At 66.5% G+C, this 13607-nt stretch carries 13 protein-coding genes; 10 read left to right on the forward strand and 3 right to left on the reverse strand.

Features of this window, described 5'->3' with window-relative positions; genetic code table 11:
* Positions 1-68 precede the first annotated feature (68 nt).
* A complete protein-coding gene (locus C5689_RS00885) occupies positions 69-710 on the reverse strand; it encodes a helix-turn-helix domain-containing protein (protein WP_108915599.1) in 642 nt (213 codons plus the stop codon).
* Between the two features lie 300 nt (positions 711-1010).
* On the opposite strand from C5689_RS00885, the gene C5689_RS00890 reads away from it, so the two are divergent.
* Positions 1011-1505, forward strand: coding sequence for a GlcG/HbpS family heme-binding protein (locus C5689_RS00890; protein WP_108915380.1), 495 nt, complete (start codon positions 1011-1013; stop codon positions 1503-1505).
* A 38-nt stretch (positions 1506-1543) separates the two neighbouring features.
* On the opposite strand, the gene C5689_RS00895 is transcribed toward C5689_RS00890, so the two are convergent.
* Complete coding sequence (locus C5689_RS00895; protein WP_244594520.1) at positions 1544-2509, reverse strand: LLM class flavin-dependent oxidoreductase; 966 nt, start codon at positions 2507-2509, stop codon at positions 1544-1546.
* Positions 2510-2791: 282 nt separating this feature from the next.
* On the opposite strand from C5689_RS00895, the gene C5689_RS00900 reads away from it, so the two are divergent.
* From C5689_RS00900 to C5689_RS00935, 8 genes are all read left to right on the forward strand, one after another.
* Positions 2792-4267, forward strand: coding sequence for an amino acid permease (locus tag C5689_RS00900; protein ID WP_108915382.1), 1476 nt, complete (start codon positions 2792-2794; stop codon positions 4265-4267).
* A 4-nt stretch (positions 4268-4271) separates the two neighbouring features.
* Positions 4272-5693, forward strand: a complete 1422-nt coding sequence (locus tag C5689_RS00905) for a cryptochrome/photolyase family protein (RefSeq protein WP_108915383.1) — start codon at positions 4272-4274, stop codon at positions 5691-5693.
* Positions 5694-5751: 58 nt separating this feature from the next.
* Positions 5752-6858 (forward strand): c-type cytochrome biogenesis protein CcmI, encoded by a 1107-nt coding sequence (gene ccmI, locus C5689_RS00910; protein ID WP_108915384.1) that lies wholly within the window; start codon positions 5752-5754, stop codon positions 6856-6858.
* A gap of 1 nt (position 6859) precedes the next feature.
* Positions 6860-7306 (forward strand): cytochrome c maturation protein CcmE, encoded by a 447-nt coding sequence (gene ccmE, locus C5689_RS00915; protein WP_108915385.1) that lies wholly within the window; start codon positions 6860-6862, stop codon positions 7304-7306.
* Entirely contained in the window at positions 7303-9264 is a 1962-nt protein-coding gene (locus C5689_RS00920; RefSeq protein ID WP_108915386.1) for a heme lyase CcmF/NrfE family subunit, read from the forward strand. The genes ccmE and C5689_RS00920 overlap by 4 nt, the downstream gene beginning before the upstream one ends.
* A 167-nt stretch (positions 9265-9431) precedes the next feature.
* Entirely contained in the window at positions 9432-9920 is a 489-nt protein-coding gene (locus C5689_RS00925) for a cytochrome c-type biogenesis protein (protein WP_425293389.1), read from the forward strand.
* A 194-nt stretch (positions 9921-10114) separates the two neighbouring features.
* Entirely contained in the window at positions 10115-11266 is a 1152-nt protein-coding gene (locus tag C5689_RS00930; RefSeq protein WP_108915387.1) for a DNA cytosine methyltransferase, read from the forward strand.
* 5 nt (positions 11267-11271) lie between these two features.
* The gene (locus tag C5689_RS00935) at positions 11272-11673 is read left to right on the forward strand and encodes a very short patch repair endonuclease (RefSeq protein WP_108915388.1); all 402 of its coding nucleotides are present in this window, start codon (positions 11272-11274) and stop codon (positions 11671-11673) included.
* Between the two features lie 62 nt (positions 11674-11735).
* On the opposite strand, the gene efp is transcribed toward C5689_RS00935, so the two are convergent.
* On the reverse strand, positions 11736-12305 hold the full coding sequence (efp, locus tag C5689_RS00940; RefSeq protein WP_108915389.1) for an elongation factor P: 570 nt from the start codon (positions 12303-12305) through the stop codon (positions 11736-11738).
* A 213-nt stretch (positions 12306-12518) separates the two neighbouring features.
* Here efp and epmA point away from each other — a divergent pair, with 213 nt between their 5' ends.
* Positions 12519-13556: an EF-P lysine aminoacylase EpmA gene (gene epmA / locus C5689_RS00945; RefSeq protein ID WP_108915390.1), complete on the forward strand. Its 1038-nt coding sequence runs from the start codon at positions 12519-12521 to the stop codon at positions 13554-13556.
* The last annotated feature ends 51 nt before the right edge of the window (positions 13557-13607 follow it).

A 13607-nucleotide genomic window follows, 5' to 3' on the forward strand; every position in this document is an offset into this window, starting at 1 on the left:
TTATGGTCGAAATTTTGCCCGCTCCACGCCGCCGCCGTCACGACGTCGGGTGCAGCCGCATCCCTCGATCAATCGTCGATCGTCGCTTCGGGGTCTGCGTAGGACATCACCAAAAACATTATCGCCGGCGTCTCGCCGAGATTGCGATAGCTGTGCGGCACGTCGGCGAGGAAATCGACTGCATCGCCCGCTGCGAGGCGAACCGGCGGCTCACGTCCCGCGACGATCTCGATCTCGCCCTGCGCGACGACCAGCGTCTCCTTCGCGCCCGGCGCATGGGCCTCGGCGCGCTCGCGATGCAGCGGCGCAATGGTGACTTCGTAGAACTCCACAGGACGCGCGCTGTCGTAAGGAAACAAAGGGCGGGACAGAAAATTTCCGTCCTGCGATCCGATGACCTGCGGGCTGGCCTTGCGCATCACGAGCACGCCGCTGCGCTCCTTCGCGGCGACGAGGCTTCCGAAGGGAACGCCGATCGCATTGGCGATACGCCACAGATGCGCGATCGTCGCCGCCGTCGATCCGTCCACGATCGCGCGCAGCTCCGCGGCGTCGACGCCGCTCAACTCGGCGATGCGCTCCAAGCTGCGTCCCTTGCGCGTGATCAATCGCTCGAGCCGCCGCGCGACCGTATCTGCGAGGCGCTCGGGATTTTCCATCCCACTGCGGAACGGCGGTTCGGCGACGGCGGAAGGCTTCGATTTCGTCATCCATAAATCCCATTTGGAACATATTTTGTAATGGGCGATTTCGGCCATGGTCAAGCATTTTTGGCCGCGTCGTTCGACGATGGCGCCGCATCCGCGTACAACGAATTATCCTTCTTTTATTGGATATAATGAGAGAATTATCGTCTCGCGGCGCCGATGCTCGAAGAATGGGAGCCGCGCAGCCAAACCCTAGCAAATCGCTTGACTTGAAATATAGCCTATAGCAATTATCGATTTATCGTCCCATTCGGGTTCGATCGAGACATTCCGTCACGACATCGCGCATTCCTTGGAGTGACTATGAAGTCGAAAATCCTCGCCTCTTTCGCCGCCGCCGGCGCGCTCATAGCGACGCTCGCTCCCGCCCATGCCGAACTCGTCACGCAGAAAACTCTTTCGACGCCGATCGCGCTCGCCATCGCGCAAACGGCCTATGACGCCTGCTATCAGCAGGGCTATCGCATTTCGGTGACGGTGGTCGGCGAGCAGGGTCAGATTCTCATCGCCATTCGCGGCGACGGCGCCTCGCCGCATACTTTCGAAAACAGCCATCGCAAGGCCTACACCTCGCGCACATTCCGCACGCCGTCGGGCGAATTCGCGCAGCGGGTGAAGGACAATCCGACGACGAGCGCCGTGCATCTCGCCAATGTGATCGCGGCGCAGGGCGCTCTGCCGATCAAGGCGGGCGATGTCGTGATCGGCGGCGTCGGCGTCTCCGGCGCGCCGGGCGGCGACAAGGACGAGGCCTGCGCCAAGGCGGCGCTCGACAAAGTCGCCGATCAGCTCAAGTGAGAAATAGCGAGAGCCGCTGGCGCGAAGCGGCTCCCGCCTCAATCCACCGGCAGGCGCAGACGGATCTCGTCGACGAAGGCCGCGAGGCAGCGCTTCACCGTATCGAATTGCGCGCTCGTCGGAATGACCGCGATTCCATGCACGCCGAACTCCTCGTTCAGCCTGTTCACATGGTCGGCGACCTCCTTATAGCTGCCGACCAGCGACATGGACAAAAGCGCCTGCGGATCGAGCGCCTCGCCGACGCGCGTCGCATTGGCCTTGGCGCAATAATCCTCGAGATAGGGCGTGGCGATCGACACCGCCTCGTCGCGTTCCTGCGTCGCAAAGCCGAAACGCGCCAGAATGAGACGCGGATCGCCCTCCGGCGCCTCGCTTTTATAGATGTCGAGAATGCGACGTAGCTCTTCATTGCCGCAAGTCGCCGCGGCCATGAGCCCATAGCCCTTGCGCGCGGCGAGACGAATCGTGCTCTCCTCCGTCGTCGCGATCCAGGTCGGCACCTTCTGCTCGGGCCGCGGCGCGAGGCTCAGCTTCTCGACCGAGAAATATTTGCCCTTATGCGTGACCTCGCTCTCGGCGAACAGGCGCTCGACGAGCTCCAGCGCCTCCAGCCCGCGCGCATTGGCGTCTTCCGGCGCAATGCCGAAATCGACCGTCTGCTTGGGAAAATCCGCGCCGCTGGCGACGCCGAAATTGAAGCGCCCCTTGGTCAGGAGATCGATGCTGGCGACGTCTTCCGCGAGCTGGACCGGATCGCGCAGCGCCGGCAGGAAGGACGCCGAGCCGATGCGCGCGCGCATGGTGACGCCGGCCGCATAGCCGAGCATCACCGAGCAGGCGCCGCTCGGAAAATAATCGTCGAAATGATGCTCGGCGAACCATATGTCGTCGAAACGCATTCGCTCGGCTTCGCGCACCAAAATGAGCTGGCGCGTCAAGGCGCGGCCGGCCTCCGAGGTCGGATTGTCGAACAGGCAGAGATAACCAAAACGCGGATTCATCGCGCCGCTCCAGCTGGCCCGGCCGGGCGCCGGGGGAGTATCGGCGAAGACTTGCAACAACCGAGCCGCACGCGAGCGCCTCGGCGTTTCGCGACCGAAACCGCACGATTCGGCTCTTTCGGCGAAGTCGCGCGGCGGCCCGCGTCGGAAACACGACAATTCCGCCATGGCTCCGGTCGCGCCTGCGCCTCTTGTATCCTATTCACAGCGCAACCATAATCGCGGCCCGATCACGGGCTGCGCGATTTCGCGTCGGCGCCGATGCTGAGAAGGGGTCTCCTCGTGGTGCAAGACACGACGACCGGCGCGCCTGCGCCGACGCGCAATTTTTTCGCTCGCAAGAGCGTAGATGAAATTCTCGCCGAGAATCATCTCGAGGACGGCGGCAATTTCGCGCGCGCGCTCGGGCCCTTCTCGCTCACCGCGCTCGGCATAGGCGGCATCATCGGCGCCGGCATTTTCGTGCTCACCGGCACTGTGGCGGCGAAATTCGCCGGGCCGGGCGTCGTCTTCTCCTTCGCGCTCGCCGGACTCGCCTGCGCCTTTGTCGCGCTCTGCTATTCCGAGCTCGCGGCGCTCATTCCCGTCGCGGGCAGCGCCTACACCTATACCTACGCCACGCTGGGCGAAATTTTCGCCTGGATCATCGGCTGGGATCTAGTGCTGGAATATGGCCTCGGCGCCGCCACTGTCGCCGTCGGATGGGCCGGCTATTTCAACCGCGTTCTGCATGGATTGGGAATTGATTTGCCGCCGGAATGGACGACGGCCTATTTCGCCGATCCGAGCCATGCGGGCGCGGCGGCCGGCCATGGCGTCTTCAACCTGCCGGCGGCGCTGGTGGTGCTGGCGCTCTCTCTGCTGCTCGCGCGCGGCACGCACGAATCCTCGCGCTTCAACAATTTCATCGTCTTTGTGAAGCTCGCCGTGGTGCTGATCGTCATCTTCTTCGGCGTCTCCTATATCGATCAGGCGCATTGGACGCCTTTCGTGCCGGAGAACACGGGCGAATTCGGCCATTTCGGCTGGAGCGGCGTGTTGCGCGGCGCCTCCGTCGTCTTCTTCTCCTATATCGGCTTCGACGCGGTCTCGACGGCGGCGCAGGAGGCCAAGCTGCCGCAGCGCGACGTGCCGATCGGCATCATCGGCTCGCTGGCCATCTGCACCATTCTGTTCGTCGGCGTCGCCGCGGTCGCGACCGGCGTCGTCTCCTATACGACGCTCAATGTGCCGGATCCGATCGCCGTGGCCATGGACGCCACCGGCGCCGGCTGGATGGCCTGGATCGTCAAGATCGGCGCGCTCGCCGGCCTCACCACTGTCATTCTGGCGCTACTCTTCGGTCAGACGCGCGTCTTCTACTCCATGGCGCATGACGGAATGCTGCCCTCCGTCTTCGCGCGGCTGCATCCCGTCTATAAGACCCCGGCGATCAGCCAGGTCGTCGTCGGCGCGCTGGTGGCGATCGCCGCCGGCCTCTTCCCCATCGAGATTCTCGACGAGATGGTGTCGATCGGCACGCTCTCGGCTTTCGCGCTCGTCTGCGGCGCGGTGCTCTATCTGCGTCGCAAGAATCCGGAGCTGCATCGTCCCTTCCGCGCGCCGGGCATTCCATGGGTGCCGATTTGCGGCATTTTCTCCTGTCTCGCGCTGATGGGCGCGCTGCCGATCGAAACCTGGATCCGCCTCTTCGTCTGGATGGCGGCCGGGCTCGCGCTCTATTATTTCTACGGCAGCCTGCGCACCCGCCGCAGGTGAGGCGTTGAGCGCGCCGGCCATCGTCTGGTTTCGGCGCGATCTTCGGCTCGCCGACAATTGCGCCCTGACCGCCGCCGTCGCCTCCGGCGCGCCGCTGATCCCCGCCTTTATTCTGGACGAGGAAGAAGGCGGCGAATGGCGGCTCGGCGGCGCCTCGCGCTGGTGGCTGCGCGAGAGCCTCGCCGCCCTCTCGCGCGATCTCGAAAAGCGCGGCGCGCCGCTCACGCTGCGGCGCGGCGACGCGCAGGCGGAGCTGTTGCGCCTCGTCGCGGAGACCGGCGCCGCCGCCGTCTATCGCAACCGAATCTATGAGCCCTGGGCGACGATGCGCGACGCGCGCATCGAGGCGCAGCTGCGCGAGAAGGGCGTCACGGCGCAAAGCTTCCCCGGCGCGCTGCTCGCGGAGCCGGGCTCGGTCTGCAATGCGCAAGGGAAGCCCTTCCGCGTCTTCACGCCCTTCTGGCGCGCGCTCGCCAAGCTTCTGCAGCCCGCGCCGCCGCTGCCCGCGCCGAAGAAGCTCCGCGCCGCGCCCGCGCCCGCGAGCGATCGGCTCGACGATTGGCGACTGCAGCCCAAAAAGCCGGATTGGGCGCAAGGCCTGCGCGAGAGCTGGCGGCCCGGCGAGGCCGGCGCGCAGCGGCGCCTCGCCGATTTTCTGCGCGATGGCATAGGCGCCTATGCTCTGCTGCGGGATTTTCCGGCGAAAGACGGCGCCTCGCGCCTCTCGCCGCATCTCCATTGGGGCGAGATTTCGCCATTGCAGATCTGGAGCGCGACCGCCGCTGCCCCAGAGGCGGGGCGCAGCGCCTTTCTGCGCGAGCTCGGCTGGCGGGAATTTTGCCACCATCTGCTCGCCGCCCATCCCGATATGCCGGAGGCGCCGCTCGACAAATCCTTCACGCGCTTCCCCTGGGCGAATGACGCAGCCGCCCTCGCCGCTTGGCGAAAAGGCGAGACCGGCTATCCGCTGGTCGACGCCGCCATGCGCCAGCTGTGGCGCATGGGCTTCATGCATAATCGGCTGCGCATGGTCGCCGCCTCCTTTCTGGTGAAGCATCTGCTGCTTCCCTGGCGGGAGGGCGAGCTTTGGTTCTGGGACACGCTTGTCGACGCCGATCTCGCCAATAATTCCGGCAATTGGCAATGGGTCGCCGGCTGCGGCGCCGACGCCGCGCCCTATTTCCGCATCTTCAATCCCGTGCTGCAGGGCGAGAAATTCGATCCCGACGGCGCTTTCGTCCGCCGTTTCGTCCCGGAGCTGGCGCAGCTCGGCGCCAAATACATCCACAAGCCCTGGGCCGCGCCGGAGCGCATTCTGCGCGAGGCCGGCGTGACGCTCGGCGAGACCTATCCGCGCCCCATCGTCGATCACGCCGACGCGCGCCGACGCGCGCTCGAAGCTTTCGCGACGCTCCGTTCGCGGTGACGTGCGGAAATTCTATCTCCCTTCCCTCTTAGTCGGATTCCCTCTAAACAGCCGGGCCATGATCTGGCTTCTCTTCGCTCTCCTGACCGGCGCCGCAGTCATGAGCGTGCTATGGCCGCTCGCCCGCAAAAGCGACGCCGCGGACGCCGCCGCCCCCGACATCGCCTTTTTCGAGGAGCAGATCGCCGAGATCGAGCGCGAGAGCGCCGAGGGGCGTCTTTCTGCCGCCGACGCAGAGACCGCGCGGACCGAGGCCGCCCGCCGCCTGCTGCGCGCCCGCGGCGCGAGCTCTGGCGCCGCCGCCTTCTCCCGCCGCAACGCCATTGTGGCGGCGGCGAGCGCGATCGTTCTGATCCCCGCTCTCGCTCTGCTGCTCTATGGCAAGCTCGGCCGTCCCGATCTGCCGGACGCCTCGCTCGAGGCGCGGCTCGAGGCCAAGCCCGGCCACACCGACATAGCGAGCGCCGTGGCGCGCATAGAGGCGCATCTCGCGGAGCATCCCGAGGATGGACGCGGCTATGAGGTGATCGCGCCCTTCTATCTGCGCAATGGCCGCCCGGCCGAGGCCGCCGCCGCCTATGAGAAAGCGCTGCGCCTGCTGGGGCCGACGCCGCATCGCCACAATGCGCTGGGCGAGGCGCGCGTGCTCGCCTCGGAAGGCCGCGTGACGCCGGAAGCCATGCGCGAATTCGAGGCGGCGCTGGCGCTCGACCCGAAATCCGCCATGGCGCGCTTCTATAAGGGCCTCGAGGCGGCGCAGCAGAACGAGCGCGAAAAGGCCGAGCAGATCTGGTCCGAGCTGCTCGCCGACGGCCCGGCCGACGCCCCCTGGCGTCCGCGCGTCGAAACGCTGCTCGCGCAATTGCGCGGCGCGCCAGCGCCCGAATCCGCGCCGGCGAGCGAGGAAGGCGCGAAGATCGCCGCAATGCCCGAGGCGCAGCGAATGGACGCCATTCGCACAATGGTGGAGCGGCTGCGCGGCAAGCTCGAGCAGGACGGCGCCGATGTCGAGGGCTGGCTGCGGCTCATTCGCGCCTATAGCGTGCTGGCCGAGACGGAAAAGGCCAAGACCGCGCTCGACGGCGCCCGCAAGGCGCTGGCGCAGGACAAGGACGGGCTCGCCCGCGTCGATGCGCTGGCGCGCGAATTGGGCGTTGGAGGTTGATATGACTCGCAAGGGCAAGAGGCTCGCGCTCATCTCCGGCGCGCTCGCGGTTCTCGCTATCGCCGTCGGGCTGGTGCTGTTCGCGCTGCGCGACAATATCGTGTTCTTCTATTCGCCGGCCGAGCTCGCGCAAAAGCGTGTCGCGCCAGGGACCAGGCTGCGCATCGGGGGCCTCGTCAAGGAAGGCTCGGTGCAGCGCGGCGATGATCGCAATGTCGCCTTCACCGTCACCGACAGAACCGCCGATCTCAGCGTCACCTATAAGGGCCTGTTGCCGGACCTCTTCCGCGAGGGACAGGGCGTCGTCGTCGATGGAACGCTCGGCGCCGACGGCGCCTTTCGCGCCGACAGCGTGCTGGCCAAGCATGATGAGCGCTACATGCCGCGCGAAGTCGCCGACTCGCTGAAGAAGCAGGGCGTGTGGCAAGGCGAAGGGACGAAGAAATGATCGTCGAGACCGGCCATTTCGCGCTCGTTCTGGCGCTGGCTCTCGCGCTGGCGCAGGCCATTCTTCCCTTCGTCGGCGCGCGGCTTCGCGATGTGTCGCTGATGCGCGTCGCGCGCCCTGTGGCGGTGGCGCAATTTCTCCTCGTCGCCACGGCCTATGGCGCGCTGACCTATGCGCATGTCGTCTCGGATTTCTCGCTCGTCAATGTGATCGAGAACTCCCATTCCTTGAAGCCGATGATCTATAAAATCTCCGGCGTGTGGGGAAATCACGAAGGCTCCATGCTGCTGTGGGTGCTGGTGCTCTCCTCCTGCGGCGCGGCCATCGCTCTGCTCTCGCGCGCCATGCCGGATGTGCTGCGCGCCGATACGCTCGCCGTGCAGGGATTGATGGGCGCGGCCTTTCTCGCCTTCATCCTGCTGACCTCCAATCCCTTCGCGCGCGTCGCCGATCCGCCCTGGCAAGGGCGCGACCTCAACCCCATTCTGCAGGACCCCGGCCTCGCCATTCACCCGCCGCTGCTCTATCTCGGCTATGTCGGCTTCTCGATCGTCTTCTCCTTCGCCGCCGCGGCGCTGATCGGCGGACGCATAGACGCCGCCTGGGCGCGCTTCGTGCGGCCCTGGACGCTCGCCGCCTGGATCTTCCTGACGCTCGGCATCGCAATGGGCTCCTACTGGGCCTATTACACTTTGGGCTGGGGCGGGTTCTGGTTCTGGGATCCGGTCGAGAACGCTTCGCTCATGCCCTGGCTCGCCGGCACGGCGCTGCTGCATTGCGCGGCCGTGATGGAGAAGCGCGAGGCGCTGAAGGTCTGGACGATCTTCCTCTCCATTCTCGCCTTCTCGCTATCGCTGCTCGGCACTTTCCTCGTGCGCTCGGGCGTGCTCACCTCCGTGCACGCTTTCGCTAGCGATCCTCAGCGCGGCGTGTTCATCCTCGCCATACTCGTCGCCTTCATCGGCGGCGCGCTGGCGCTGTTCGCCTTTCGCGCGAGCGCTCTGCCGACGGGCGGCCTCTTCGCGCCGATCTCGCGCGAGGGCGCGCTGGTCGTCAATAATCTGCTGCTGACGGTCGCTTGCGCGACCGTCGTCATCGGCACGCTCTATCCGCTGGCGCTGGAGGCGCTGACCGGCGACAAGATTTCGGTCGGCGCGCCTTTCTTCGATACGGTGCTGATCCCGATCGCTCTGCCGCTCGTGCTACTGATGCCGATCGGCCAGATGCTCGCCTGGAAGCGCGGCGATCTCCTCGCCGCCTTACAGCGGCTGCGCGCGGCCTTTGCGGCCGGCGTCGTCGCGCTGGCGGCTTTCGGCGCGCTCTATGGCGCGCCGGCTCTCTCCATCGTCAGCGCGGGCCTCGCCGTTTACCTGGTCATCGGCGCCTTCACCGACATTGCGCAGCGCGCCGCGCAAGGCAATGCGCTCGCACGTTTGCGCGGGCTGCCGCTCTCGGCCTGGGGAACGTCGATCGCCCATGCGGGAATGGGGCTGTCGCTGCTCGGCCTCGCCGCGACGGGCTGGGGCGTCGAGCAGATCGTCGCCATGAAGCCGGGCGTCGCCCAAGAGGTCGGCCCCTATCAAGTCACGATCGAGGACATCGCCTCCCGCGCCGGCCCCAATTATGCGGAAACTTACGCCGTCATGGCGCTGCGCAAGGGCGGCGAGACGATCGCGCGCATAGAGCCGGCGAAGCGCTTCTATCAGGCGCGGCGCATGGCGCGCACGGAGGCGGGCATCGTCACGCTCGGCCTCGGCCAGGTCTATGCGGCGCTGGGCGAGCAGCATGAGGACGGCACGCTGGACGCGCGGCTCTACTACAAGCCGCTGGTGCTGCTGATCTGGCTCGGCGCGGTGGTGATGGCGCTCGGCGGCGGCCTGTCGCTGGCCGATCGCCGCCTGCGCATCGGCGTCGCCAGCCGCGCCCGCACGGCTGCGCAGCCACAGGCGGCGGAGTGATGCGGATGTCGCGGAATCTCGGCGAGCGCGCCTTCTCCCGCCTGCGCGAGAAGGCGCGCGAATGCGCGGCGGACGGGGGTCCCACGAGCCCTCACCCGACCCTGCTTCGCAGGGCCACCCTCTCCCGCAAGCGGGAGAGGGGAGTCGCGCACATCGTTTCCGCGTTTCTGTTGAGCACGGCGCTTCTGTCTCCCGCTCTCGCGGTGGAGCCTTCCGAAAAGCTCGCCGATCCCAAGCTCGAAGCCCGCGCCCGCGCCATCGCCAGCGAATTGCGCTGCCTCGTCTGCCAGAATCAATCGATCGACGATTCCGACGCGCCGCTCGCCAAGGACCTGCGCGTCATCGTGCGAGAGCGGCTGAAGGACGGCGCGAGCGACGCCGAGGTGCGCGACTATGTTGTGGCGCGCTACGGCGATTTCGTGCTGCTCCGCCCGCCCGTGAAGCGAGAGACTCTGCTGCTCTGGGCCGCTCCGGCGCTGGCGCTGATCGGCGGCGTCTGGGCAATCTTCACCGCCATGCGCCGCAATCGCCGCTCCGGCGCCGCCGCCCTCACCGCGGAAGAGCGCGCGCAATTGCGGGCGCTGGGCGTCGAGCCCCCTCCCTCTCGAAGAGACGCGGGAGAGGGAAACGGCAAAGGCGACGCGCAACCTTCATGAAACGCCGAGTCCGCCCACTCTTCCGCATAGCGGGCTATCGAATGCACGCTCTCGCCCCCGTGACGTCATGGCCGGGCTTTTCCTGGCCATGACGGCCGCAGTGTCTCGCTATGTGTGAATCCGATAGCGCATAGCGGCGGACGGCTGGACAAGGGGGCATGTCGCAGCCTCTCGAATCGCGCTAGACTCGCCGCATGGACAGACCGAGCTATTACGAATTCTTCGCCGGCGGCGGCATGGCGCGCGCCGGACTCGGCTCCGGCTGGCGATGCCTCTTCGCCAATGATTTCGACCTCAAGAAATGCGAGACCTATCGCGCCAATTGGGGCGGCGAAGAGCTCTTCCCCGGCGATGTGCGCAAGGTGACCACCACCGATCTGCCGGGCCGCGCCGATCTCGTCTGGGCCTCCTTCCCCTGTCAGGACCTCTCGCTCGCCGGCGCCGGCGCGGGGCTGAAGGGCGAGCGCTCCGGGACCTTCTGGCCGTTTTTCGAGATCGTCAAAGCGCTGCGCAAGGAAGGTCGCCATCCGCCGCTGCTGGTGCTGGAGAATGTCTGCGGCGCGCTGACCTCGCATGGCGGCAAGGATTTTACGGCGCTCTGCGGCGCGCTCGCCGGCGAAGGCTATCGCTTCGGCGCGCTGGTCATAGACGCGGCGCTGTTCGTGCCGCAATCGCGGCCGCGCTTGTTCATCGTCGCGCTGCATGGCGATTTCGTAGCCCCCGCCGAGCTGACGACGGCGGAGCCCTCGCCGCTCTGGCATACGCGCGCGCTGCTCACGGCGCAGGAGCGTCTGCCGCACGCGCTACGCGAGAAGTGGATTTGGTGGCGCCTCGCCGCGCCCGCCGCGCGCAACACGCGCCTCGCCGATATTATCGACGACAGGCCGGAAGGCGTCGCCTGGCATGATCGAGAAGAAACGCAAGCGCTGCTCGCCAAGATGAGCGATCTCAATCGCGCCAAGGTGGAGGCGGCGAAGCGCGCCGGGCGGCGCATGGTGGGAACGCTCTATCGCCGCACGCGCTATGGCGCCGATGGCGAGAAGATGCAGCGCGCCGAGGCGCGTTTCGACGATCTCGCCGGCTGCCTGCGCACGCCCGCTGGCGGCTCCAGCCGACAAATCGTGCTGATCGTCGAGAAGGGCCGCGTGCGCTCGCGATTGATCTCGGCGCGCGAGACGGCGCGGCTGATGGGCCTGCCCGAGGATTACCAGCTGCCGCGCAATTACAACGAGGCCTATCACCTCACCGGCGACGGCGTCGTCGCGCCGGTGGCGCGCCATATAGCGGCGCATATTCTCGAGCCGCTGCTCATCGCGCTGCGCGGCTTCTCGAGAGCCGCCGCCTGACGGCGATGGCCGAAGACCCCGCCAAACGCTCCGCCATCATGCGCGCGGTGAAATCGCGCGACACTTCTCCCGAAAAAGCCGTGCGCGAGATGCTGCGCGGCTTCGCGCCGCATTACCGGCTGCATCGCGAGGATGTGCCGGGCAATCCCGACATCGCCTATGTGGGGAGAAAGCGCGCCATATTCGTGCATGGCTGCTTCTGGCATGGACATGATTGCGCGCGGGGCGCGCGAATGCCGAAAACCAACGCCGATTATTGGCGCGCCAAGATCGCGCGCAATCGCGCGCGCGACATTGCGCATCAGGAAAAGCTCGCGAGCCTCGGCTGGCGCGCGCTCATCGTGTGGGAATGCGAATTGAAAGATCGCGCTTCGCTGGAGGCGAAGCTGCGGGGATTTTTGAGTTAGTAGTGAGTAGGCAATCGTGAGCAGGCCACTCACGAGTTCGCTACTCACCACTCACTCCCTCATCAATCCTTCGCGCGCTCGACGTAAGAGCCGTCTTCCGTCTGGATGACGATGCGCGTGCCGGCCTGAATATGCGGCGGCACCATCACGCGGGCGCCGTTGGAGGCGATGGCGGGCTTGTAGGAAGAGGACGCCGTCTGGCCCTTCATCGCCGGCTCGGTCTCGGTGATCTCGAGCGTCACGCGGGCCGGGAGCTGGATCGCCACGGCCGTTCCGTTGAACAGCGAGAGGATGCAGACCATGCCTTCCTGCAGCCATTGCGCCTGATCGCCGATGACGTCCTTGGGCACGATGACCTGATCATAGGTCGCCGTGTTCATGAAGGTGTAGCCGTCGTCATCGCCGAAGAGATAGCTGAAATCCTGATCCTCGACGAAGGCGCGCTCGACCTGCTCGGTGGTCTTGTAGCGGTCGGCGACCTTCACCCCGTCGGCGAGGCGGCGCATGTCGATCTGCGTCGTGGGCGTGCCCTTGCCGGGGAAGAAGCTCTCGGCCTTCAGAACGACATAGAGATGGCCGTCGTCTTTCTCGATGATATTGCCCTTTCGGATCGAACTGGCGATGACTTTCACGTGTTTTATCCTCGATTGCTGGCCGCGTTCGGCCGGTCTATGAACGCCTTGGACTCTTTTCCGATCCGAAGGGATCGGAAAAGAGTCCAATTTGCAGGGAGCGAATTCTGATCGCTCGAACGGTCCCGTTCGAGCGGAAAGCGCTCTGATGGCTCGTCCGCGCATCTCGCGCGGGTCCCGGCCGCCGCCCTCGAACCTATGATGGCCCGACGAATGACGCGAGTGTCGCCCTGGTGGGCCCGGGATGTTTACGCCGATCGCAAGCCATTTCTCAAGGCTCGCGCGAAGATCGCCGCCGCCCTGCGGCAGTTTTTCTCCGCCCAAGGCTTCGCCGAGGTGGAGACGGCGGCCCTTCAGCTCTCGCCCGGCAATGAGACGCATATCAGCGCTTTCGGCGTCGATCTCGTCTCCGATGCGGGCGCGGCGAGCCGGCTCTATCTCCATACGTCGCCGGAGTTTTCCTGCAAGAAGCTGTTGGCGGCGGGGGAGGAGCGCATCTTCACCTTCGCCCGCGTGTTCCGCAACCGCGAGCGCAGCGCCCTCCACCATCCCGAATTCACCATGCTGGAATGGTATCGGGCGCATGAGCCGCCGGAGCGGCTGATGGAGGATTGCGCCGGCCTGCTCGCCGCCGCGGCCGAGGCGCTGGGCGTCGAGCGATTCGCCTATAGAGGCGCGAGCGTCGATCCTTATGAGGAGCCGGAGGCGATCTCCTGCCGCGAGGCCTTCGACCGCTACGCCGGCATGGACCTCGCCGCTCTGCTCGGCGACCGCGACGGCCTCGCCCGCGTCGCCGCGCTGGACGGGATCCGCGTCGCCGAGGATGATGATTGGTCCGATCTCTTCAGCAAGATTCTCTCCGAGAAAGTGGAGCCGCAGCTCGGCCGGGCGCGCGCGACGCTGCTCTGCGATTATCCGGCGAGCGAGGCGGCGCTGGCCCGGCCCAAGGCGGACGACCCGCGCTTCGCCGAGCGTTTCGAGCTCTTCGCCTGCGGGGTGGAGCTCGCCAATGGCTTCGGCGAGCTGACCGACCCCGCCGAGCAGCGCCGCCGCTTCGAGGAGCAGATGGAAAAGCGCGCCCGCATCTATGGCGACCGCTATCCGGTGGATGAGGATTTTCTCGCCGCGCTCGCCCATATGCCGCCGGCGAGCGGGATCGCGCTCGGCTTCGATCGGCTGGTCATGCTGGCCAGCGGGGCGGAGCGCATCGAGCAGGTTTTGTGGACGCCGGTGGCGGAAAAGGGAACGTAGCGGCGCCGCGTAGCCGCCTCCATGGACAGACGGCCCCGCCCATTCTATTCA

This window comes from Methylosinus sporium (genome assembly GCF_003113265.1).
Lineage (GTDB): Bacteria > Pseudomonadota > Alphaproteobacteria > Rhizobiales > Beijerinckiaceae > Methylosinus > Methylosinus sporium.

Bases quoted from the DNA above. Each gene is read 5' to 3' on its own strand.
- C5689_RS00890 (WP_108915380.1), top strand. From the start codon at position 1,011: ATGAAGTCGAAAATCCTCGCCTCTTTCGCCGCCGCCGGCGCGCTCATA.
- C5689_RS00930 (WP_108915387.1), top strand. From the start codon at position 10,115: ATGGACAGACCGAGCTATTACGAATTCTTCGCCGGCGGCGGCATGGCG.
- C5689_RS00935 (WP_108915388.1), top strand. From the start codon at position 11,272: ATGGCCGAAGACCCCGCCAAACGCTCCGCCATCATGCGCGCGGTGAAA.
- C5689_RS00920 (WP_108915386.1), top strand. From the start codon at position 7,303: ATGATCGTCGAGACCGGCCATTTCGCGCTCGTTCTGGCGCTGGCTCTC.
- ccmI (WP_108915384.1), top strand. From the start codon at position 5,752: ATGATCTGGCTTCTCTTCGCTCTCCTGACCGGCGCCGCAGTCATGAGC.
- C5689_RS00885 (WP_108915599.1), bottom strand. From the start codon at position 710: ATGACGAAATCGAAGCCTTCCGCCGTCGCCGAACCGCCGTTCCGCAGT.
- epmA (WP_108915390.1), top strand. From the start codon at position 12,519: ATGACGCGAGTGTCGCCCTGGTGGGCCCGGGATGTTTACGCCGATCGC.
- ccmE (WP_108915385.1), top strand. From the start codon at position 6,860: ATGACTCGCAAGGGCAAGAGGCTCGCGCTCATCTCCGGCGCGCTCGCG.
- C5689_RS00895 (WP_244594520.1), bottom strand. From the start codon at position 2,509: ATGAATCCGCGTTTTGGTTATCTCTGCCTGTTCGACAATCCGACCTCG.